The sequence below is a fragment of the Micromonospora ureilytica genome (assembly GCF_015751765.1).
Classification (GTDB): domain Bacteria; phylum Actinomycetota; class Actinomycetes; order Mycobacteriales; family Micromonosporaceae; genus Micromonospora; species Micromonospora ureilytica.
In genome coordinates this window covers 3,543,162-3,566,184 of record NZ_JADOTX010000001.1, presented here as the reverse complement: position 1 = coordinate 3,566,184, position 23,023 = coordinate 3,543,162, and the positions used below count along the sequence as shown (strand labels likewise).

17 protein-coding genes are annotated in these 23,023 nt (G+C 69.2%); 14 read left to right on the top strand and 3 right to left on the bottom strand.

Annotation, left to right across the window (positions count from 1 at the left end):
• The first annotated feature begins 97 nt into the window (after positions 1-97).
• The 4 genes from IW248_RS15890 to IW248_RS15875 are packed head-to-tail and all read left to right on the top strand — an operon-like array spanning position 98 to position 3,745.
• Positions 98-1,123, top strand: coding sequence for a zinc-dependent alcohol dehydrogenase (locus IW248_RS15890; RefSeq protein ID WP_196927640.1), 1,026 nt, complete (start codon positions 98-100; stop codon positions 1,121-1,123).
• Positions 1,120-1,881 (top strand): 2-dehydro-3-deoxy-D-gluconate 5-dehydrogenase KduD, encoded by a 762-nt coding sequence (gene kduD / locus IW248_RS15885; RefSeq protein WP_196927639.1) that lies wholly within the window; start codon positions 1,120-1,122, stop codon positions 1,879-1,881. The genes IW248_RS15890 and kduD overlap by 4 nt, the downstream gene beginning before the upstream one ends.
• Complete coding sequence (locus tag IW248_RS15880) at positions 1,878-2,756, top strand: amidohydrolase family protein (RefSeq protein ID WP_196927638.1); 879 nt, start codon at positions 1,878-1,880, stop codon at positions 2,754-2,756. Before kduD ends, IW248_RS15880 begins: the two co-directional genes overlap by 4 nt.
• Positions 2,756-3,745 carry an aldo/keto reductase gene (locus tag IW248_RS15875; protein ID WP_231396322.1) on the top strand — a complete coding sequence of 330 codons (990 nt, stop codon included), beginning with the start codon at positions 2,756-2,758 and terminating at the stop codon, positions 3,743-3,745. Before IW248_RS15880 ends, IW248_RS15875 begins: the two co-directional genes overlap by 1 nt.
• Positions 3,746-3,834: 89 nt before the next feature.
• Here the strand turns inward: IW248_RS15875 and IW248_RS15870 are convergent, their stop codons facing one another.
• Complete coding sequence (locus tag IW248_RS15870; RefSeq protein WP_196927636.1) at positions 3,835-7,383, bottom strand: ThuA domain-containing protein; 3,549 nt, start codon at positions 7,381-7,383, stop codon at positions 3,835-3,837.
• 525 nt (positions 7,384-7,908) lie between these two features.
• On the opposite strand from IW248_RS15870, the gene IW248_RS15865 reads away from it, so the two are divergent.
• The 6 genes from IW248_RS15865 to IW248_RS15840 all read left to right on the top strand — a co-directional run bounded on the left by IW248_RS15865 (position 7,909) and on the right by IW248_RS15840 (position 16,022).
• Positions 7,909-9,420, top strand: coding sequence for a sugar ABC transporter ATP-binding protein (locus IW248_RS15865; RefSeq protein ID WP_196927635.1), 1,512 nt, complete (start codon positions 7,909-7,911; stop codon positions 9,418-9,420).
• Positions 9,421-9,534: 114 nt separating this feature from the next.
• Positions 9,535-10,506, top strand: coding sequence for an ABC transporter permease (locus IW248_RS15860; RefSeq protein ID WP_124820217.1), 972 nt, complete (start codon positions 9,535-9,537; stop codon positions 10,504-10,506).
• Between the two features lie 2 nt (positions 10,507-10,508).
• Positions 10,509-11,492, top strand: coding sequence for an ABC transporter permease (locus IW248_RS15855; RefSeq protein ID WP_124820218.1), 984 nt, complete (start codon positions 10,509-10,511; stop codon positions 11,490-11,492).
• 13 nt (positions 11,493-11,505) lie between these two features.
• The gene (locus IW248_RS15850; protein WP_307787984.1) at positions 11,506-12,690 is read left to right on the top strand and encodes a substrate-binding domain-containing protein; all 1,185 of its coding nucleotides are present in this window, start codon (positions 11,506-11,508) and stop codon (positions 12,688-12,690) included.
• A 6-nt stretch (positions 12,691-12,696) separates the two neighbouring features.
• Positions 12,697-13,548, top strand: a complete 852-nt coding sequence (locus tag IW248_RS15845) for a sugar phosphate isomerase/epimerase family protein (RefSeq protein ID WP_196927634.1) — start codon at positions 12,697-12,699, stop codon at positions 13,546-13,548.
• Between the two features lie 80 nt (positions 13,549-13,628).
• Positions 13,629-16,022, top strand: a complete 2,394-nt coding sequence (locus tag IW248_RS15840) for an RICIN domain-containing protein (RefSeq protein WP_196927633.1) — start codon at positions 13,629-13,631, stop codon at positions 16,020-16,022.
• A 63-nt stretch (positions 16,023-16,085) separates the two neighbouring features.
• Here IW248_RS15840 and IW248_RS15835 read toward each other — a convergent pair whose 3' ends face one another.
• Positions 16,086-17,102, bottom strand: a complete 1,017-nt coding sequence (locus IW248_RS15835; protein WP_269155201.1) for a glycoside hydrolase family 68 protein — start codon at positions 17,100-17,102, stop codon at positions 16,086-16,088.
• Entirely contained in the window at positions 17,099-18,124 is a 1,026-nt protein-coding gene (locus IW248_RS15830; protein WP_196927631.1) for a LacI family DNA-binding transcriptional regulator, read from the bottom strand. Before IW248_RS15830 ends, IW248_RS15835 begins: the two co-directional genes overlap by 4 nt.
• Before the next feature lie 295 nt (positions 18,125-18,419).
• On the opposite strand from IW248_RS15830, the gene IW248_RS15825 reads away from it, so the two are divergent.
• The 4 genes from IW248_RS15825 to IW248_RS15810 are packed head-to-tail and all read left to right on the top strand — an operon-like array spanning position 18,420 to position 22,704.
• Positions 18,420-19,775, top strand: a complete 1,356-nt coding sequence (locus IW248_RS15825; RefSeq protein WP_196927630.1) for an ABC transporter substrate-binding protein — start codon at positions 18,420-18,422, stop codon at positions 19,773-19,775.
• The gene (locus tag IW248_RS15820) at positions 19,772-20,725 is read left to right on the top strand and encodes a carbohydrate ABC transporter permease (protein ID WP_196927629.1); all 954 of its coding nucleotides are present in this window, start codon (positions 19,772-19,774) and stop codon (positions 20,723-20,725) included. The genes IW248_RS15825 and IW248_RS15820 overlap by 4 nt, the downstream gene beginning before the upstream one ends.
• Positions 20,722-21,546, top strand: a complete 825-nt coding sequence (locus IW248_RS15815; RefSeq protein WP_124820224.1) for a carbohydrate ABC transporter permease — start codon at positions 20,722-20,724, stop codon at positions 21,544-21,546. The genes IW248_RS15820 and IW248_RS15815 overlap by 4 nt, the downstream gene beginning before the upstream one ends.
• 3 nt (positions 21,547-21,549) lie before the next feature.
• The gene (locus IW248_RS15810; RefSeq protein WP_196927628.1) at positions 21,550-22,704 is read left to right on the top strand and encodes a serine hydrolase domain-containing protein; all 1,155 of its coding nucleotides are present in this window, start codon (positions 21,550-21,552) and stop codon (positions 22,702-22,704) included.
• The last annotated feature ends 319 nt before the right edge of the window (positions 22,705-23,023 follow it).

Here is a 23,023-nt window from a genome sequence, read left to right as displayed (position 1 = left end):
AGAACGAGGGAAGGCGTGGGTGCATCGCGACGGCGATGCACCCACGACCATGCCCGGTCGGCACGACCGACGTACCGACCGTCGAGACGGAGGAACGATGAAGGCAGTCGTCTACCGGGGGGCGCGAAACCTCGGAATCGAGAACCGTGACCCGGAGCCGCCGGGTCGCGGCCAGGTACGGATCGAGGTGGCGTACACCGGGATCTGCGGTACGGATCTGCACATCTACCACGGCGACATGGACGCCCGGGTCGGTGACTCCGCGATCATCGGGCACGAGATGTCCGGGCGCATCGCGGCCGTCGGCGAGGGCGTGACCGGCTGGAACATCGGTCAGCCCGTCACCGTGATGCCGACCCGACCCTGCGGACGGTGCGCCGCCTGCCAGCGTGGCAACTCCCACGTCTGCCACGCGATGAACTTCCTCGGCATCGACTCGCCGGGCGCCATGCAGTCCTCCTGGACCGTGCCGGTGGAGCTGGTCCTGCCGCTGCCGGAGGAGTTGCCACTCGACCACGCGGCGCTCGTCGAGCCGGTCGCGGTCGCCGTGCACGACGTACGCCGGGGGAACGTGAGCGCCGACGACCAGGTGGTCGTGGTCGGCGGTGGGCCGGTCGGCGTCCTCATCGCCACCGTCGCGCGGAGCCGCGGCGCGCGGGTGCTCCTCGTCGAGCCGGACCCGTTCCGACGCGAGGTGGCGGAAGGGATCGGGATCGAGGCCGTCGACCCGCGATCGACAGATGTCGTCGCCTTGGTCAACGACCGTACCGATGGCGCGGGTGCCGACATCGCCTTCGAGGTGTCCGGCTCCGCGGCCGGCGTCACCACGGCGGTCGATGTCCTCACCACTCGCGGGCGGCTGGTGATGGTGGCGATCCACCCTCAACCCCGGGAGGTCAACCTGCACCGGTTCTTCTGGCGTGAGCTGGAACTCCTCGGTGCCCGGCTGTATCAGCGCGACGACATGGTGGAGGCGATCCAGCTGGTCGCCTCCGGTGCGATCCCGGCACGGCAGCTCATCTCCCGGGTCGAGCCGGTCGAGGCGGCCAGCGCGGCCTTCGCGGCGCTGGAGGGTGGCGGCGTCATGAAGGTGCTGCTCGATGTGCGGGAGGGTAACCAGTGACGGCCCTGTTCGACCTGTCCGGACGGACCGCCGTCGTCACCGGGGCGCGGCGCGGTATCGGCCTCGCCATGGCCGAGGCCCTGGCCCGGGCAGGTGCCGACATCGTCGGCGTCTCCGCCCAGCTCGAAGCGGAGGGCAGCGAGGTCGAACGTCGGGTGCGAGCCACCGGCCGCCGGTTCACAGCGCTGCGGGCGGACCTCGGCGACCGGGCGGCCGTGCACGGGTTGGCCCGCGACATCGTCGCGCTCGGGCCGGTCGACATCCTGGTGAACAACGGTGGCACGATCGCCCGGACCCCTGCCGCGGAGCACCCGGACGAGATGTGGGACCACGTGATCGAGGTGAACCTCAGCAGCCAGTTCATCCTCAGCCGGGAGATCGGCCGGACCATGGTCGAGCGCGGCCGAGGGAAGATCATTTTCACCGCGTCGCTGTTGAGTTTCCAGGGCGGCATCACCGTCCCCGGTTACGCCGCGTCGAAGTCGGGCGTGGCCGGCCTCACCAAGGCGCTGGCGAACGAGTGGGCGGCGCACGGCGTGAACGTCAACGCCATCGCGCCCGGCTACATCGCCACCGACAACACGCAGGCGCTGCGCGACGACCCCGACCGCAACCAGGCGATCCTCGGCCGGATCCCGGCCGGGCGGTGGGGCCGGGCCGACGACCTCGGCGGTGCCACGGTCTTCCTGGCGTCGGCCGCGTCGGACTACGTCAACGGCGTCGTGTTGCCCGTCGACGGCGGCTGGTTGGGCCGATGACGGGCGCAACGAGGCCCGGGCGCGCCGGGATCGTCGACGCGCACCACCACCTCTGGGTCCGCGCACGGCACCCGCAGACGTGGATCGACCCGGTGACCATGGCGGCCATCGACGCCGACTTCGAACCCGCCGACCTCGCGCCGCCGGCGCAGGCGGCCGGGGTCACCGCGACAGTGGTGGTGCAGTCCATCGCCTCCGACACGGAGACGGTGGACCTGCTGGGCGTGGCGGCCGAGGACACCCTGGTACGTGGGGTCGTCGGCTGGGTGGACCTGACCGCCGACGACGTCACCGAGCGTCTCGGACGTCTACAGGCCGCCCGAGGTGGGGAACGCCTCGTCGGCATCCGCCACCTCGTGCAGTCCGAGAGCGACCCGGCGTACCTCGACCGCCCGGACGTCCGTCGGGGCATCGCGGCGGTCGGCGCGGCCGGCCTCGTCTTCGACCTGCTGGTACGCCAACACCAGCTCCCCATGGCCGCGCGTCTCACGCGCGACCTGCCCGAGGTGAGCTTCGTCCTCGACCACCTGGGCAAGCCCGCGCTGGGCAGTCCGGAGCTGGCGGAGTGGAGCCGGGACCTGCGGTCGTTGGCGGCCTCGCCCAACACGACGGCGAAGCTCTCCGGGCTGGTGACGGAGGTGCCGCTCCCGCAGTGGACGACGGGTGACCTTCGACCCGCCGTCGAGGACGCCCTCGACGCGTTCGGGCCGGACCGACTGATGTTCGGCTCGGACTGGCCGGTCTGTCTGCTCGCCAGTTCGTACCAGCGGTGGGTCGACACCCTGGCAGAGCTGCTGGAGGGCCAGGACGGGGCCGACCAGGCGTCGGTCTGGGGCGAGACGGCCCGCCGCGTCTACGGGCTGGAGGCGTCATGATGGCGCGCGCACTGCCGCGCCGGCCGCAGCTACGGCTCACCGAGCTGGGCTTCGGCGCGGCCCAGGGCGGCAACCTGTACCGGACGACGACGGACGAGGAGTTCGCCTCGGCTGTCGACGCCGCGTGGGAGGCGGGCGTCCGGTACTTCGACACCGCGCCGCACTACGGTCTCGGGCTGTCCGAGCGCCGCCTCGGTGCGGCGCTGCGCCAACGGCCGCGAGACGAGTACGTGGTGTCGACGAAGGTCGGGCGACTCCTGGTGCCGTCGCCCCAGGACGCGCACCTACGGGACTCCGACGGGTTCGACGTGCCCGCGACCCACCGGCGCGTGTGGGACTTCAGCCGAGACGGCGTGCTCCGCTCGATCGAGGCCAGCCTGGGCCGGACCGGGCTGGACCGCATCGACATCGTCTACCTGCACGACCCGGACGACCACTGGGAGCAGGCCGCGCACGAGGCCGTACCCGCCCTGATCGACCTGCGCGACCAGGGCGTCGTGGGTGCCATCGGCGCCGGCATGAACCAGTCGGCGATGCTGGCGCGGTTCGTCCGGGAGACCGACGTCGACGTGATGATGTGCGCCGGGCGGTACACCCTGCTCGAACAGGGCGCGGCGGCCGACCTGCTGCCGGCCGCCGAGAACCGGGGGGTGGGCGTGGTCATCGCGGGCGTCTACAACTCCGGGCTGCTGTCTCGGGACCGGCCGCCGGCCGACGCCGTCTACAACTACCAGCAGGCCCCGGAGGCGCTGATCGAGCGGGCGCGGCGGATCGCCACGGTCTGCGAGACGTACGGGGTGACGCTGCCGCAGGCGGCCCTCGCCTTCGTCCGCCGGCACCCGGCAGTGGTGTCGACGGTGGTCGGCGTCCGCAACGAGGCGCAGGTGGTCGAGACGGTGCGACGGTCCGGGATCGTCGTACCCGAGGAACTGTGGGATGACCTGGCCGCGGCCGGGCTGCTCGCCGCGCCGCCCGGTCGGCCTGCCTGATTGACGACGACGTCCCGGCCGGGACCGGCTCCGTTCCTCGGATACCGGTCCCGACCGGGACGTCAGTTGTTACCGCGACAGCCGCGGGGTCACACCGCGGTGAACCGCCACTGCTGGTTGGCAGCGCTGTGGCAGGTCCACTGCAACAGTCGGGCGCCGTCGGTGGTGGCAGCACCGTTGACGTCCACGCAGAGGCCGCTCAGCACACTCTTCACCGTGTACACGGCGGAGGTTCCCGTCGCGGTGGCGGTGAACTTCTGCTGGTTGCCGTTGTTGCAGGTGGCCTGCTGGAGGAAGGCCCCCGCCGCGGTCGAACTGCCGACCACCTCGACGCACTTGCCGCTGTGCACCGCCTTGAGGTAGAGCGCGCCGTTACCGGCGTCGACGGCCTGCCACCTCTGGTTGTTGGCACCGGTGTTCGCCCACTGGGTGATCTGGGCGCCGTCGGCGGTGGAGACACCGCTGACGTCCATCAGCTTGTTGCTGTGCTGCGCCGTGACCGTGTAGGTCTTGCCCGCCAGGCCACCGCCGTTACCACTGCCGGGTGTCCCGACGCCGTTGCCGCCGAAGGTGTGCGAGTCCAGATCGAACGAGTTGCTGCTGTTCTTGAACACCATGTAGAGCGTCTGTGTGCCGCTGAGCGCGGCGACGCTCACCGGAGTCGTGGACTGGTAGTTGTCCCAGCCGCCCGTACTGGGCACCGTGGTGGTGGCCAGCAGAGTGCCGGTCGGCGAGCCGGCGCGCAGCTCGATCGAACCACCACCGGAGGGCGACGACACGCGGTAGCTGACCGTCGAGATGCCCGACAGGTTCATCGGGCTGAACGCGATCCAGTCGTTGGTGGAGATGTCACCGACGCGCTTGGTGCTCTCCGCCGCCGCCTGGTCGACGACCCGGATGCCGGACTGGCTGCTGAAGTACTCGGACTGCTTGTGCTTCGGCTGGAGAATCGCCTGCGCGGTGCCGGTGAGCGGGGACCCGCCCCCCGAGCCGCCGTTGTCGGTGTACCGCGCGTTCAGCACGTAGAACAGGTTGGCGCCATCCGGGTGACCGCCGAGCAGGTCGGTGGAGATGGTGCCCGAGCAGCCCGGGTACTCAGTGGTCTCGTGCGCGTGGTCGTCGTGACCCAGCGCCGGGTTGAGGATGACCTTCGAGCAGTCGACGGTGCCGCCGTCCGGATCGGTCACGCTGATCTGGTACGACACCTTGTCACCGAAGGTCAGCATGCCTCCGTTGCCCGGTGTGGTGATGGTGACCACCGGCGCGCTGTTGCCGACGGTGATCGGGACGTTGGCGAAGCCCGTCTTGCCGGTGCTGTCGGTGACCTTCAACTGGGCCGTGTAGTTGCCGTTGGAGGTGTACGTCTTCGACGGGTTTGCCGCCGTCGAGGTGGTGCCGTCGCCGAACGTCCACAGGTAGCTCAGCGTGTTGCCGTCCGGGTCGGACGTGCCCGCGCTGCTGAACTGGACGGTCAGCGGCGAGGAGCCACTGGTGGGCGTGCCGGTGGCCTTGACGATCGGTGACCGGCCGCCCTGGATGTAGTCGATCCGGTAGAGCCCGGAGTCGCTGTTGCCGCCACCGAAGTTGGTGCCCCACTCCAGCAGGTAGAGCGAGCCGTCCTTGCCGAATTCCATGTCCATCGGCTTGTTGAAGTTGCCGCCGGGCAGGAACGGGTTGGTGCGGGTCACCGCCGTGGAGGAGTCGAAGTGCACCTCCTTGATGTAGTTGCGCGACCACTCGTAGAAGAAGTGCACCCCGTCGTAGTAGGGCGGGAACTTCGTCGCGGACGGGTTCGACGCGTCGTACCGGTAGACCGGGCCGCCCATCGGCGCGGAACCGCCGGAGCCCAGCTCCGGGAAGGTCGTCGAGGCGGGGTAGCCATACCAGATGTTCGGCATGACGACCGGCTTCAGGCTGGTCAGGCCGGTGTTGTTCGGCGAGTTGTTGACCGGCGCGGAGCAGTTGAACTTCGAGCCGACGACGCCGGTGTCCGGGTTGAACGGCGCGTAGGGCTGGTTGTTGCCGTGGCAGAACGGCCAGCCGTAGTTGCCGGGCGTCTTGATCACGTTGAGCTCGACCAGGCCCTCGGGGCCGCGGTTAGTGGTGGGCGGGTTCCGGTCCGGTCCGTAGTCGGCCAGGTAGACCCAGCCGGTGGCAGCGTCGATCGAGAAGCGGAACGGGTTGCGGAAGCCCATCGCGTAGATTTCCGGCTTGGTCTGCGCCGTGCCCTGGGGGTAGAGGTTGCCGGACGGGATGGTGTAGCTGCCGCTGGCTCCGGGGCGGATGCGCAGCAGCTTGCCGCGCAGGTCGTTGGTGTTACCCGCGGTCCGGGCGGCGTCCAGGTTGGACTTGCCCGAGCGCCAGTCCAGCGGGGCGTAGCCCTGCCAGTTGGGGTCGAGGTTCGGGGGCGTGTCGTCGCCGGTGCCGATGTAGAGGTTGCCGTCCGGGCCGAACTCGATGTACCCGCCGGTGTGGCCGGGCTCCGGGAACGTCCGGTCGCGGTACGCGGGGATGTCGATGATCGTCACGCCGCTGGACGTGTTCAGCGTGTCGCCGCTCATCGTGAAGCGGGAGACCCGGTTGACGTCGGTCGAGCTGCTCGCCGGCGAGTGGTACAGGTACACGTACCCGTTGGTGGCGAAGTTGGGGTCCAGCGCCATGCCGGTGAGGCCGTCCTCACCGCCGGTGTAGACGCTCAGCGTGCCGGCGGTCACCGTGCTGTTGGTGGAGGGCTTGAAGATCTTCAGCTGCCCGCCGCGCTGGGCGTAGAACACGCGCCCGTCCGGGGCCACGGCCATCGCCATCGGGTCGACGGTGTTGTCGTCCAGGGTGCGCTTCTCGAAGTTGCCCCAGACGGTGCCGCCGCAGTCGCCGGCGGCGTTACCGGCGGCCCACTTGATGCCACCGAGGACGTGGTTCTGGAAGTTCGTCTCGCTGTAGGAGGCGATCGCGTGGCCCATCGCGGTGGCCCACACCCGCCCGCCGCCGGTGTCCCGACACCAGGAGATCGGGTGGTCCGGGCCCATCGCCCGGGATCCCGGGTTGTAGGTGCGCTCGTCGGCGGTCACCAGGACGTGCACCTTGCCGCGCGGGTTGGCGTCGAAGTTGTACCACTCTTCGCTGCGGGTCCACCGATCCGGCAGGCTGGCCGTCGACGGGTGCTTCTTGTCGGCGACGATGGCGGTGCCCTGCAGCACGCCGGGCGAGTGCTCGGGCATGTGGGCGCCGCCGTTGATGGTGTTGTCCCACCACGGGTACTCGGACTCGATGCCCATGTCGGTGGCGTTGTGGACGGCCACGATGCCCTTGCCGCTGGCGAGGTAGCCCTCCACCGCCTGGCGTTGGGCGGTCGAGGTCCAGACCATGCCGGAGGTCTGGAGCATCACGATGACGTCGAAGGTCGCGAGGTTGGCGGCGGTGAAGACGCTCGAGTCCTCGGTCGCCACCACCTCGAAGTTGTTCGCTGTGGCCTGCTGCTGGACCATGGCGATCGCGGCGGGGATCGAGTCGTGCCGGTAGCCGGTGGTCTTGCTGAACACCAGGGCGCGGAAGGCCGGGGCCGCCGACGCGGGTGGAGCGAGTCCGAGCGCCAGCAACAGGCCGGCGATCACTGAGATGAGCAATGTGTTGCGACGCATGCCGTCTCCTAGGTTGGGCGGGCAACTCCGATTGCCACCACGGGCCCCACGGCGCGCCAGGTTGTGCCTGGACGCGCAAGGGTGCACGGGGTGCGGTGGTCGGTCCTCGTGCCGTTCGCCGAAACGGCAGTCAGACCCGCAGGACGTCACACAGCGTGATGATCGCTGTAGGTCTCGTCCGGTGATCCACGAGGTCAGGATGAGCTAGGGATAGAACAGTGTCAATCAATGGAGTGACGTCCGACGTCCTGCCCAGGTGACGACGGTCGTGCGCGACTCCCTCGCTGCGGCGCCGCTGTCGATCGGGTGACGGCCCTGGCAATCAGCCCCGGTCGAGGATTGCGGACCCGCATCCAAACATCTATCTTCATACGTGTGATGTTTCGTTGATGTCAAGGGAATGTTCGCAACACGCGAACATAAGTCCCCATCGATAGCTGCGAAAGTTCGCCGGGCGGTCCTTCAGAGCCGCCGGAGCGCGGTGCTGGATCCAGTCGATAACTACTATCTGTGAGGGCTTTCGGGATGTCAGATCCACCGCCGACGCCGCTTCTCAGCCTTCGGGGCATCGGCAAGTCCTTCCTCGGAGTCCGCGTTCTCGACGGTGTCGACCTCGATGTCGCGCCCGGCGAGGTGCACGCCGTGGTCGGTGAGAACGGTGCCGGGAAGTCGACCCTCATGAAGATCGTCTCGGGCGGGTACGCCCCGGACGGAGGCACTGTCGAGTTCGCCGGTGCGTCGCGTACGTTCCGTGGCCCACGGGACGCGCAGCGGGCCGGCATCGGCATCATCCACCAGGAGTTCAACCTGCTCCCGGAGCGCACCGTCGCGGAGAACGTGTTCCTGGGGCACGAACCGGTCCGTCGCGGGCTCGTCGACCGTCGGGGAATGCTCGACCGGACCACCCGACTGCTCGCCTCGATCGGTGAGACCACGTTGCCGGCCGACGCCCGGGTGGGGCAGTTGGGCGTCGCGCAGCAGCAGGTCGTCGAGATCGCCAAGGCGCTGGCCCTGGACGCGCGGCTGCTCATCATGGACGAGCCGACCGCCGCGCTGGCCGACCACGAGGTCGAGCTGCTCTACGGGCTGGTGCGCCGCCTCCAGGAGCGGGGCATCGGACTGCTGTACGTCTCGCACCGGCTCGCCGAGGTCTTCGACCTGTCCGGTCGGATCACAGTTCTCAAGGACGGTCGTCGGGTAACCACAGTGGACACCGCGGACACCACCGGCGACCAGTTGGTGCGGCACATGGTCGGTCGGGAACTGTCCAGCTACTACCCGGACCGGGCCGCCCCGGAGGACCGGGGCCCGGTGCGGCTCAACCTTCGCGACGCGGGAAACCGGAAGCTGCGGGACGTCAACCTCCAGCTGCGCGCCGGCGAGGTGCTCGGCATCGGCGGCCTACAGGGCTCCGGGCGGTCCGCGCTGGCCCGTGCGATCTTCGGGGTGTCACCGTTCACGACCGGCGACGTCACGCTCGACGACCGGCCGGTCCGACTGCGCTCACCCCGCACCGCGATGCGGGCCGGCATCGCCTACGTCACCGAGGACCGCAAGGGCGAGGGGATCGTCCCCCGCCAGTCGGTGCTCGACAACGCGCTGCTCGCCAGCCGGGCCGTCTTCGCCGCTCGGTCCGGCCGGGCGGCAAGGACCGTCCGCGTACGCCAGTTGCTGGCCGCCGTGGAGATCCGCGGCGCCGGCGACGACCAGGAGATCCGCTTTCTGTCCGGGGGCAACCAGCAGAAGGTCGTGCTGGCCCGATGGCTCGCGCTCAACCCACGGATCCTGCTCTTCGACGAGCCGACCCGGGGCATCGACGTGGGCGCGAAGTCAGCCATTCACGACCTCGTCCGCCGCCTCGCCCGCGATGGCGCGGCCGTGCTGATGATCTCGTCCGATCTACCGGAGCTGCTGGGGATGAGTGACCGCATCGTCGTCATGCGGGACGGCCACGTCGCGGGCGAACTGCCCGCCGGCGCGACCGAGGAGGAGGTCGTCGCGTTGGCGGTCGGCACCGTGCGGGAGACGGCCCAGTGAGCGCGAGGAGTGAGCCGGGGTTGCGAGCCCCGCAGTCGCGAACCGAGGTGGCCCAGTGAGCGCGAGGAGTGAGCCGGGGTTGCGAGCCCCGCAGTCGCGAACCGAGGTGGCCCAGTGAGCGCTTTGTCGCTGCTGCCGGCCCGGCGTTCCGTACCGGGCGTGTTCGTGGCACTGACCCTCACCCTGACGATCGGCTGGCTGGTCGTCCTGCTCGACGGCGGTCAGCTCTTCAACCAGTCCACGACGGTGAGTCTGCTGCACGTCGCCGCCGGTCTCGGGTTGGTCGCGGTCGGCCAGACCCTGGTGATCCTGGGGGGCTCGCTCGACCTCTCGGTGGCGTACGTGATCAGCCTCAGCACTCTGGTCGCGGCCGAGACGATGAACGGCAGCGACGGTGCGGTGCTGCCGGCGATCGGTCTGGTGCTCGTCGTCAGCGCCGGCGTCGGGCTGCTCAACGGGCTCCTCGTCACCAGGTTCCGGGTCAACGCGTTCATCGCGACCCTCGGCGTCGGGCTGCTGCTCAAGGGTTACCTCGACAACGGCTACGACGGCCCGGCCGGCACCACCGCACCCTCGCTGGTGCAGGCGCTCGGCTACCAGCGCGTGGGGCCGGTGCCAGTGTCGTTCCTGCTGCTGATCGCCGTGACCGCGGCGGCCTGGTTCGCGCTCTCGCGGACCCGCTTCGGCCACCATCTGGTCGCCGTCGGCGGGGATCCGGAGGTGGCCCGGCTCTCCGGTGTCCGCAACGACCGGGTCCTCGTCACCGCCCACGTCCTGTGTTCGATGTGCGCGGGGCTCGCCGGCATCTATCTCGCCAGTCGGCTCGGCTCGGGTGCCCCGCGCGTCGGCACCGAGGGCCTCTACGACCTGGAGTCGATCGCCGCGGTGGTGATCGGCGGGACCGCCCTCGCCGGTGGGCGCGGCGGCGTCGTCGGCACGGTCGGCGGGGTGCTGCTGCTCGCCAGCATCGACGCCATCTTCAACCAGCTCGAGGTCGACGCCTTCTTCAAGCAGGTGATCCGGGGCGTCATCATCATCGCCGCGGTCGCCGTCTACGCCCGCCGGGCCATGCGAAAGGCGGCCTAGCCATGCAGACCGTCCAGCCCCGTTCCCTGTCGCTGCGTCTGCCGCGGGTGCGTCCCGGTGGTGTCCTGCCGATCCTCGCGATTCTCGCGGTGCTGTTGGTCCTCGTCGGCATTCGGCAGCCCGACTTCCTGGCCCCGCCGTCGCTGATGTCCTTCCTCGGTCGTTCGGCGCCGATCATCCTGCTCGCCGCCGGTCAGTACTTCGTGATCGTCTCCGGTGAGTTCGATCTCTCGGTCGGGTCGCTGGTCACCGCGCAGGTGGTGGTCGCCGCCCGGCTGATCGACAGCGACCCGGCGCGTACCTGGCCGGTGGTGCTGCTCCTGCTCGCCTTCGGAGCACTGGTCGGGCTGGTCAACGGCCTGATCACGACGCGGCTGCGGGTGCCGTCGTTCATCACCACCCTCGGCATGTTCCTGATCCTGGTGGGCGCGGTCTACCTGTGGTCCGACGGCGCCCCGAAGGGTGGGCTCTCCGAGGAGTTCCGGCGGTTCGGCCGCCGCGCCTTCGAGGACGTTCCGGTGCTGGGCCGCGTGCCGTTCGCGCTTGTGGTCCTGGTGGTCGTCGCGGTGGCGGCGGTGCTGCTGATGCGGTCCGACTTCGGTCGGACGCTCGTCGCCGTCGGCGACAACCCGCGCACCGCCGAGCTGAGTGGGGTACGCGTATGGCGTACCCGGACTTTCGCCTTCATCCTCAGCGGGCTCGCGGCGGCGGTGGCGGCGATCCTGTTGGGCGGCTACAGCGGCGTGTCGTTCCAGGCCGGAGCGGGCCTGGAGTTCGGTGCGATCACCGCGGTCGTCCTCGGTGGTGTGGCGCTCGGCGGGGGTCGCGGCGCGGTCGTCGGAGCGATGCTCGGCGCGCTGACCCTCGAACTGCTGTTCGCCCTCATGAATTTCTACGGCGTCTCCGGCGCCCTCAGGTCGACCGTCCAGGGCGCGATCATCCTGCTCGCCGTGGCGGTCTCGGCAACGCGTTCTTCGTCGAGATAAAGGGGAAACCATAGTGCGACGTTCCATGGCGGCGCTTGCCGCTGTCACCCTGCTGTCCCTAGCCGCCTGTTCCACCGACGAACCGGCCGCAGGCCCGTCGGGGAGTGCATCCTCCGCCGCTGGGTCCGGCACCGGGGACCAGTCGAAGTTCTTCGTACAGGCCGACTACGACGCCGAGCTCGCGCTGCTCGACGCGGCACCGACGGGCCCGGCCGACAAGCCGTGGGAGCAGGTGCTCAACCCGACGATGGTCGACACCGCCAAGTTCAAGAAGAGCGGTCCACACAAGATCTGCTTCTCGAACGCGGCCCTGAACAACCCGTGGCGTCAGGTCGGGTTCAAGACCATGCAGGCCGAGGTCGAGGCGCAGAAGAGCCGCATCAAGGAGTTCGTGCACGTCGACGCCGAGGGCAAGGACCAGAAGCAGATCGCGGACATCAACGATCTGCTCGGCAAGGGCTGCGACGCCCTCATCGTCTCGCCGAACACCACCGCCACGCTCACCCCGGCCGTCGAGGCGGCCTGCAAGGCCGGGCTGCCGGTCGTCGTCTTCGACCGTGGTGTCAACACGAAGTGCCCGGTGACGTTCATCAACCCCATCGGCGGTTACGGGTTCGGCCACGTCGGCGCCGAGTTCGTCAGCCAGAAGATGAAGCCCGGCGGCAAGGTCCTCGCCCTGCGGATCCTGCCCGGCGTCGACGTCCTGGAGACCCGCTGGTCGGCGGCGAAGGTGGCGTTCGACAAGGCGAAGGTCGACGTCGTCGGTGTCGAGTTCACCGACGGTGATCCGGCCAAGACCAAGAAGATCGTCGACGACTACATCCAGCGGTACGGCACGATCGACGGAGTCTGGATGGACGCCGGCGCGGTGGCAGTCGCGGCGGTCGAGGCGTTCCAGGACGCGGGCAAGCCCGTTCCGCCGATGAACGGTGAGGACCAGCTCGACTTCCTGAAGATCTGGAAGGACAAGAAGCTCACCGCCATCGCGCCGACCTACCCGACCTACCAGTGGCGTACGCCGATCATCGCGGCGCTGCAGATCCTCGACGGCCAGCAGGTGTCCAGCCCGTGGAAGCTGCCGCAGCCGACCGTCACCCAGGACAACCTGGACCAGTACCTCGACGCGGGCATGCCGCCGCTGCACTACGCGATGTGCGGTTGCACCGACCTGCCCGGCTACCCGCAGCGCTGGAAGTAGGCCCTGATGTACGCCATCGGCGTCAACCCCTGGGTCTGGGCCTCGCCGGTCGACGACAAGGCCCTGGCCGAGCTGATCCCGCGGATCGCCGCGTTCGGCTTCGACGCTGTCGAGTTGCCGATCGAGCAGCCCGGCGACTGGGACCCGATCCGTACCCGGGACCTGTTGGCGGCGCACGGCCTCGTCGCCGCCGGTGTCTGCGTGGTCACCTCGCCGGGGCGGGAGCTGGTCGACGCCGCGCCCGCGGTGGTCGAGTCGACGGTGGCGTACCTCAAGGGCTGCGTGGCGAGCGCGGCGGCCGTCGGCGCTCCGTGCGTCGGCGGTCCCGCGTACGCCTCGGTCGGCCGCACCTGGCGGATGTCACCGGCGGCTCGCGCGGCCTGCTACGCGGATTTCCGGCGGGCCCTGGCGCCTGTTGCCGAGGAAGCCGGCGAGCTGGGCGTGAGCATCGGTGTCGAGGCGTTGAATCGCTACGAGACGAGCGTCGTCAACACGATCGAGCAGACGGTCGAGTTGATCGACGGGCTTCCGCCGAACGTCGGCATCATGATCGATACGTACCACATGAACATCGAGGAGGCCGACCCCTACGCGGCCCTCGCCGTCGCTGGCCCGCACATCAAGCACGTCCAGGTCAGCGGCTCCAACCGGGGCGCACCCGGTGCTGACCACTTCGACTGGCCCCGCTTCTTCGCCGTCCTGCGGGACACCGGCTACCAGGGCGCGATCTGCATCGAGTCGTTCACCGGGGAAAACGAGGCCATCGCGGTCGCCGCGGCGATCTGGCGTCCGTTGGCCCCCTCGCAGGACCGTCTCGCCACGGACGGCCTGCGCTACCTCCGGGAGATCCTCGGATGACCGCCGCGACCCGCAACCCCCGTGCTGGTCGAGGCCGTTCCGCCACCCCCAACCCGAACTCACGTCAGGAGCACCGTCCCGTGTCCTCGTCCCTTTCGTCGCTGCGCCGACTGCTGGCCGGCGCCGCCGCGACAGCGGTGACCGCAATGGTCGCGGTAACCGCCTCGGCGTCCCCGGCCCTCGCGGCCACCACCACCCTCTACGCCTCCCCCTCCGGCACCGGCACGACGTGTTCGGCCAGCCAACCGTGTTCGCTGAGTGCCGCGCAGACCGCGGTGCGGGCGATCAACAGCTCGATGTCCGGTGACATCGTGGTGGAGTTGGCCAACGGCGCGTACCGGCTCTCGTCGCCGCTGCGGTTCACCGCGGCCGACTCGGGCAACAACGGCTATCAGGTGATCTGGCGGGCGGCCTCCGGCGCACGTCCGACCATCACCGGCGCCCGGGCGGTCACCGGCTGGTCTCTCGTCGACTCCGGGAAGAACATCTGGCGCGCCAACGTCGGCGCCGGGCTCGACTCCCGTCAGCTCTACGTCAACGGGGCCGTCGCCACCCGGGCACGCACCGCCGTCAACCGCTCCGACTTCACCTTCACCACGTCCGGCATGCGGTTCACCAACGGCGCGCTCAACTACCTCAACAACCTCGGCAACCAGAACCGGGTCGAGGTGGAGAGCGTCGGCTCGTTCACCGACCGGTACTCGCCGGTGCAGAGCATCAGCGGAAACTTCCTGACGATGCAGCAGCCCGCGTGGAACAACAACACCTTCGGGTTCGACACCCTCTCCAGCCCGCACCGCGCCGGCCCGTTCTACCTGGCCAACGCGTACGAGTTCCTGGACTCGGCGGGGGAGTGGTACCTCAATCCCAGCAACGGCCAGCTCAACTACATCCCGCTCAGCGGACAGAACATGAGCTCGGTCAGCGTGGAGCTGCCGCAGTTGCAGTCCCTGGTGAACGTCGGCGGCACCTACGACGCGCCCGCGCACCACATCTCGTTCAGCGGGATCACCTTCACCGGCACCAGCTGGCTCGGCCCGAGCAGCAGCAACGGTTTCGCCGACCAGCAGACCGGCGCCCACATCACCGGCACCTGGTCCCGTCCGTCCGACGCGCTGACCTCCTGCCAGGCCGGCTGCCCCCAGTTCGAGGCCACCCGGCCGAACTGGAACCAGATGCCCGCCGCCGTGCAGGTCTCCGCCGCGAACACCATCAGCTTCAGCGACTCCCAGTTCGTCAACCTCGGGCAGACCGCGATCGGCATCGGCAACGACGCCAACGCCCACGCCAGCGGCGTCGGCCTGGGGGCCAACAACATCACCGTCACCCGCTCCGAGATCGCCCGCAACTCCGCAGGTGGCGTCGTGGTCGGCGGCGTGCGGGCCGACGCCCACCACCCCAGTGACCAGCGGATGGTCAACCGCAACGTCACCATCAGCAACAACAAGGTGCATGATCTCGGTCTGGAGTACCGGGGCGTCGTCTCGATCCTCACGACCTACGTGAACACCTCGCTGGTCTCGCACAACGAGGTCTACAACATGCCGTACACCGGCCTGTCGGTCGGCTACGGCTGGGGCGCCAACGACGCCGGCGGCAGCCAGCACTACGCGAACCGGGGCCTGTACAACTACCAGCCGCGGTACTCCACGGCGACCACCGCGGCCAACAACCAGGTCATCGGCAACTACGTGCACGACGTCATGCAGCAGATGACCGACGGCGGGTGCATCTACTCGCTGTCGGCGAACCCGGGCGGGTTGATCGCCGAGAACTACTGCCTGCGCACCAACGGCTGGTTCGGGCTCTACTTCGACGAGGGCTCGCGCTACTACACCGCCCGCAACAACGTGTTCTCCTCCACCGGCACCTGGGCCACCGCCAACTACTGGTACGCGGAGAACATGGGCAACTACACCGTCACCAACAACTGGTCGACGAACAACAGCACGAACGTGACAAACGGCGACCGCGGCAACGTGGTCAACGGCAACGTCACGGTCAGCAACGGCAACTGGCCGTCGGGCGCGCAAACGGTGATCAACACGGCCGGCGTGCAGAGCGGTGGCAGCACCAACCCGACGAACGTGCAGCTCGTGGGCGCTCAGTCGGGTCGTTGCGCCGAGATCGGAAACTCCAGCACGACCAACGGCACTCAGGCCCAGATCTGGGACTGCATCAGTAACGTCGCCAACCAGCGGTGGACCCACACCGCGAGCCGGCAGCTCATGGTCTACGGCACCAAGTGCCTGGACGCCTCCGGCCAGGGCACCGTCAACGGCACGAAGGTGGTGATCTGGGACTGCAACGGTGGCACGAACCAGCAGTGGAACATCAACTCCAACGGCACGATCACCGGCGTGCAGTCGGGTCTCTGCCTGGACGCGAACGGTGCCGCGACGGCGAACGGCACGAAGTTGATCCTCTGGGCCTGCAGCGGCGGCACCAACCAGCAGTGGCAGGTGCGCAGCTGATCCGGTAGCTGGACCTCGACAGGTCCGGGTCGGGGCGAGACGCCTCGGCCCGGACCTGTCCGGTTACGGCTCCTGGACGACTGTCAACCCGGTCGAGGGGCCGTAGCGGACCGGGATGGGGTCGGTGAGTTCCCCGACGAATGTTCCGTCGACGTGGTCGAGGAAACCGATGAGGGACCAGTCGTCGGCGGGTCCGGGAACCAGTCGGGGCGCGTACAGGTGCGGGTGCGCGAAGGGCTGGGCGGACGCGATGTCCCACGGTCCGAGGGTGGTCTCGCCGGTCGCCACCCAGATCCGGTGGTCGTCGCGCCGAGCGCTGCCGGTGGCGTCGGTGGAGAACAGCAGCAGCGGCTGCCCGCCGAGGACGGCGACCTGGGGCACCTCCAGGTGACCGAAGCCGGCCGGGGTCGACAGCGGTGGCGCGACGGTCCAGGTGACGAGGTCGGTGGAGGTGGCGTGGCCGACGACGCCTCGGGTGTTCGCCGGCCCGGTGTTGGCGCGGGCGGTGATGAGCATGTGCCAACCCCCGCCGTCGGGGTCGGGGAACACCCAGGGGTCACGCCACGCCTGCTCGTACCACAGGTCCTTGTCCAGCAGCTCGTACCAGGTGGGGTCGGCCTGGACGATCGGTTCGGTGCCGTGCCGGTGCCACGTCATCAGGTCGTCGGAGACGGCCAGTCCGATGCGTTGGACGAGCCCGTCCTCGGCGTGACCGACCCCGGTGTAGAACAGGTACCACCGTCCGTCCGGCCCGCGGACCGTGCAGCCTGTCCAGGTCGCCAGGTCGTCCCAGCTGGGCGCGTCGGCGGGGACCACGGCGTCGGCGACCAGGCGCCACGAGCGCAGGTCCGTCGAGACGGCGTGGCCGATGGTGGCGCGGCGGTGGCGGCGGTGCGGGTCGTGCAGGGCGCGGGACGCGCGCAGGAAGAACACGTGCCAGAGGCCGTTGTCGTCGCGCGCGTACCAGCTGTCCCACACCCAGTGGTCGGGTAGACGAAGCATGGTCGGAAACCTAGCACTAAACCGTTTTAGCGTCGGCGAAGGCCAATCCGACGGTACGGGCCGGAGGGCGGCGGTCAGTCGGCCGGGGGCGCGAGGGACCGGCGTCGGCGCAGGGGCATCGGAACCAGCGAGGGCTCGGCGGCTCCCCCGTCCAGGAGCAGTTCGACAGCGCGCCGCCCCATCTGCTCGTGCGGCAGCGCCGTGGTGGCGAGGCTGGGCCGCAACCAGGCGGCGATCGGGTCGTCGTCGAACGAGATGACCGAGATGTCCTCCGGGACGGTCAGCCCCGCCTCGCCGAGCGCCTGGTAGGCGCCGAAGGCCAGTCGGTCGTTCATGCAGATGATCGCGCTGGGTCGCTTCGGCTTGCTCAGCAGGCCGCGCATGGCGGCGTACCCGTGCTCGGGCAACCACTCCGTGCAGAAACACTCGGCCAGGAGGTTGACGTCCGCCTCGTCCAGCGTCTGGCGGATGCCGTGCAGGCGGGCGCGGGCGGCGAGCGAGACCTCCGGGTCGTCCTCCTTGAGTCGGTTGCGGCCGATGAGCGCGATCGCGTCGCGGTGGCCAAGCTCCAGCAGGGCGGTGGCGACGGCGCGGCCAGCCCCCTCGTCGTCGGGGACCACGCTGGGCAGGCCGTCGGGGCTCGTGGCGTTGAGCAGCACCACCGGGCCGCCGAGGATGGCCGCCGGCACCGTCAGCCGTCGGGTCGCCATCGCCGCGTAGATCACCCCGTCGACCTGCCGGTCCAGGACGGCCTCGATCGCGTACTGCTCGAAGGTGGCATCGCCCTGCGTCTCGGTGATGAGCAGGACGTGGTCCCGTTCGCGGGCCGCGTCGAGGGCACCGCGGATGAGGTCACCGGCGAACCGGGTGGTGGCCACGATGTCGGAGACGAAAGCAATGGTGGCCGTCTTGCGGGTGCGGAGGCTGCGCGCCGCGAGGTTGGGCCGGTAGCCGAGCTCCTCGGCTGCGGCGAACACCCGCTGGTGCGCCTCGGCCGAGAGTCGGGTGCCCTCCCTGCCGTTGAGCACCATCGACGCGGCGGTCTTGGACAGCCCGGCCTTCCGCGCGACGTCGGCGAGTGTTGCTCTGTTGCGGCCCATCAGTCCTCCGAATCAGGCGCGGCGCCACAGGCGCCGCTCCCGCCCATCATGATGCGTCACCGTCCGGGATCCAGCGCCGGTCACGTCGGCGTGGTGTGAACCCGACGTTTCCGCACCGTTGCCAAGTTGTCCTTGACAGCTTCCCGTGCCACGCGCATGCTCTGCTAAATCAGTTTAGCGACCACTTCTGGTACATCCAGAGGTGCCTTCGATGGTTCTTTTCGCTGACCGTACGGGGTGCTGCGCTCGGGCGACTGGTCACGGCGTACGCGTGGAGATGTCAAGGAGTCATGAAATGGCAGAATTGCTGACAAAGTTGCCGCGACGGAGAACTGTGCTCCTCGCGTCGCTGCTGGCGCTAGGGATGACCGCGACGGCCTGTAGCGCCCCGGGGGAGGACCGGTCGTCGACCCAGAAGTCCGATGCCGCCGTCAAGACGGAGCTGGGCACCGACCCGATCACACTGGAGATGTACGCGGAGACCGGCTTCCCGCTGGCCAAGGCGCTGGCCGACGAGTTCTCCAAGCAGCACTCGAACGTCAAGTTCAACATCCGCGAGGACCAGTTCACGGTGATCGTGGAGAACGCGCCCCGGGTGATGGCCTCGGACAACTCGCCCGACATCATCCGGCTCCCCACCATGGTCGACCTGGTCAAGGACGACCTGCTCAAGAACCTCGACCCGTACTTCACCGCGTACGGGTGGGACAAGTTCCCCGCCTCGCAGCTCATGCAGTTGCGCGTCGGCGAGAACACCCGGGGCACCGGCTCGCTGTACGGGATGGGGCTCGGCTACAGCGTCACGGGCGTCTTCTACAACAAGAAGCTGGCCGGTCAGATCGGCATGACCCAGCCGCCGGCCACCGTCGCCGAGTTCGAGGAGTTGCTGGCCAAGGCGAAGACCGGCGGGGTCCAGCCGATCATGCAGTTCAACAAGAACACCGCGGGCATCAACTTCCCCCACCAGGCGCTGCAGAACCAGTTCGGCGACCCGACCCAGGTCGCCGACTGGATCTTCCAGAAGCCGGGGGCCACGTTCGACACCCCGGCCGCTCTGAAGGCCACCCAGACCATTCAGAAGTGGGCGCAGGCCGGCTACTTCACGAAGGACGCCAACGCCCTGGACTACGCGGGCATGGTGGGGGAGTTCCAGAAGGGCAACGGCCTGTTCATGTTCAACGGTGACTGGGAGTCGGCCAACCTCGACAAGTCGATGCCCGGCAACGTGGGCTTCTTCCTCTTCCCCACCGAGTCTCCCGGTGGCAAGCACGTGGCGATGTCCGCCCCCAACACCTTCGGCGTCTCCGCCAAGGCCAAGAACCCGGACGCCGCCGCGTACTTCCTGAACTGGGTCCACACCAATGCCAAGGCCCGCGAGATCTCGGTGACGGTCGGCGGCTCCAGCCCCGGCGGCCCGAGTGACCTGCCGGTGCCGAGCGCCGCCCCGAACACCGTGCTGGCCGAGACCCTGAAGGCGTCACAGCAGCTCGGTGCGGAGAACGGCGCGGTGGACTTCACCGCGAACGCGACCGGCGGCATCTTCGCCGCCGCGATCACGCCGGAGATGCAGAAGCTGATCGCTGGTCAGCAGACGCCCGAGGGGTACGTGAAGGCGGTCCAGGCCGAGTATCAGAAGGAACTGTCCCGATGACGTCTGCCCTCGGCAGCGCACCAACCGGGCGAGACGATCGTCGCGTCCGTCCCACCCCGACGCGGGCCCACCGGTTTCGGTGGGCCCGCGCGGCCGGGACCGGCTGGTTGTACGTCCTGCCCGCCCTGGTGATGTACGCGGTGTTCGTCCTGCGCCCGCTCGTCCTGACCCTCCAGTACTCCCTCTACGACTGGAACGGGATCGGGGTGGCCCGCTGGGTGGGCCTGGACAACTACCTCACCGTCTTCACCGACAGCGACCTGCTGAAGATCATCGGTAACGCGATCGTCCTGATCGTCTTCTTCAGCTTCATCCCGGTCGCGCTCGGGCTGTTGGTGGCGAGCATGGTTCGCCGGATCACCACCGGCACGTTCGGCACCGTCGTCCGGACCATCCTGTTCCTGCCGCAGGTCATCCCCCTGGTGGCGGCGGGCATCGCGTGGAGCTGGCTGCTCTCGTCGAACGGTCTGATCAACCAGGTGCTGCGCGCGGTCGGGCTGGGTGGCGTCGCCCGCGCCTGGCTCGGCGACTTCGACACGGCGCTGCCTGCCGTCGGCGTCATCGGGGCCTGGGTCCTGCTTGGCCTCTGCACGATTCTGCTGGTCACCGGCATGAGCAAGATCGATCCGGCGCTGTACGAGGCCGCCCGCCTGGACGGCGCCGGCCCGGTCCGCGAGTTCCTCGCCGTGACCCTGCCCAGCCTGCGCCAGGAGATCGGCGTCTGCCTCACCGTGACGATCATCGCGGCTCTGGCCAGCTTCGACATCGTCTACATCTCCACCAGCGGCGGCCCCGGCCTACAGACCACGGTGCCGGGCCTGGAGATCTACCGGCTGGCCTTCTCGCAGCGGCAGGTCGGGCTCGCCTCGGCGCTCGCAGTCGTACTCATGCTGCTGGTGCTGGCGTGTGTGCTGCCGATCCAGCGTCTCAGCCGAGGGGAGAAGCCGTGAACCTGAGCCGCCGCGAACAGGTGATCGGGCGCGCCTTCCTGATCGCCCTGATCGTCGTCACGCTGCTGCCGTTCGTGAGCATGCTGTCGGCGGCGTTGCAGCCCCGTGGCACCGTGCCGAGCGGGCTGGAGTGGCCGTCCGACCCGCAGTGGGGGAACTTCGCGGACGCCTTCACCGCCGCGAACATGGGTGCCCTGCTCCGCTCCAGCCTGCTCATCGTGGCCGGTGTGGTACCGGTGTCGGTGCTCATCGCGACCATGGCCGGCTTCGGGCTCGGTCAGCTACGGGTGCCCGGCGCCCGACTCGTCTTCGGCCTCTTCCTGCTGGGTCTGACCCTGCCCTTCGAGGCAGTGGTCACGCCGCTCTACTACCAGATGCAGGACCTCGGTCTGCTCAACACGCGCTGGGCGATCATCCTGCCGCTGATCGGCCTGTACATGCCGTTCGCGGTGTTCTGGATGCGCGCGCACTTCACAAACGTGCCGGTCGAGTTGTCCGAGGCGGCCCGGGTGGACGGCAGCAGCACGTGGCAGTTGTTCTGGCGGGTCCAGGTGCCGCTCGCCCGGCCGGCGATCGCCTCGCTGACGATCCTGATGTTCCTCTGGACGTGGAACCAGTTCCTCCTCGCCATCGTCCTCGTCGACGACGCCTCCAAACGCACGATGGCCGGGGCGCTCGGCGCGTTCCAGGGCCAGTGGGGCACCGACCTGGTGCTGCTGTGCGCCGGGTCGTTGCTGATCCTCACCCCGACCCTCATCGTGTTCCTGATCTTCCAGCGACAGTTCATCAAGGCCCTGATCCAAGGGTCAGTGAAGGGGTAGGCAGTGGTCACACAGCCGCAGATCCACGGCGACGTCGACGATCGCTACGGGCGCGTCGCCGACGTCTTCCGCGACAACTTCACCTCCCGGGGAGAGGTCGGCGCCGCGGTCACCGTCTACGTGCGGGGCCGCAGGGTCGTCGACCTGTACGGCGGGGTGGCCGACACCCGTACCGGGCGGCCCTGGGACGCGCACACGCCTGTCGTCGTCTTCTCCTGCACCAAGGGCATCCTGGCGATCTGCGCTTATCTGCTGGTCCAGCAGGGCCGGCTCGACCTCGATGCTCCGGTGACGCGCTACTGGCCGGAGTTCGGTCAGCACGGCAAGGCGGACATCCCCGTGCGCTGGCTGCTCACGCACCAGGCCGGTCTGCCCGCGGTGGACCGACCCCTGACCCTCGACGAGGTCCTGGCGTGGGATCCGGTCATCAAGGCGATCGAGGCGCAGGCCCCGCTGTGGGAGCCGGGCACCGCGCACGGCTACCACTCGATGACCTACGGCTGGCTGGTCGGAGAGGTGATCCGTCGCGTTACCGGCCAGCTGCCCGGCGCGTTCTTCGCCGACACCGTCGCGGACCCGCTCGACCTGCGCACCTGGCTGGGGCTTCCGGCCGCCGAGAGCGACACCGTCGCCTGGGGCCTGGCGCCGCCCCCGGATCCCGACCCGTTCGAGGACCCGGTCGCGGAACGGGGCATCACCATGGGAGGCGCCTTCGCCTTTCCCGCCGACGCCGACGGCCTGGTGAGCTTCAACGACGACGCCATCCGGGCCGCCGGTGTCCCCGGCGCGGGCGCGGTGAGCACCGCCGACGGCCTCGCGCGCCTCTACGCCGCCTGTGTGTCGGACCTCCAGGGTGGACCGCTGCTCACGGCCGCGTCGGTGGACGACGCGGTAGTCGTCCGCTCGCATGGTCAGCAGCGGCACGGCCCGCCGGACACCGGGCAGCGCTGGGGTACCGGCTTCCTGCTGCACTCGCCACCGGCCCGGCCCCTGGTGGGCGAGCGCAGCTTCGGCCACGACGGCGCGGGCGGGAACCTGGCCTTCGCCGACGCCGAGCATCAGGTGGGATTCGGCTACGTGGTCAACCAGATGCGCGGGATGGGCGACGAACGCGCCAACCAACTGACCGCCGCCCTCCGCGCCTGCCTGAACGCCTAAAGGCCCCTGGGGCCCGGTGCGCTCTCGGTGATCATGAAGTTATTGCCGTCAATGACGGCGTGTCAGGGCAATAACTTCATGATCGCCGGGGTTGGAGCTGCGGTGGGACTGTCCACTGTGGTGAGTGATGGTGTTACGGGGATACTTCGGGCGCGTTTCATTGATTGTCTTGACAGGGGTTGTTAGCGATAACACGATGGCCTTCACGCCGCTCTCGCGTTTGGAGCTCGCCTTGGTCGTGTCGGTCCGCTCGCGTGTCCTGAACTCCGCCCGCAGATTCGCTGTGAACAGGCTGAACGTTGTCGCCCGCCGCGCCTCG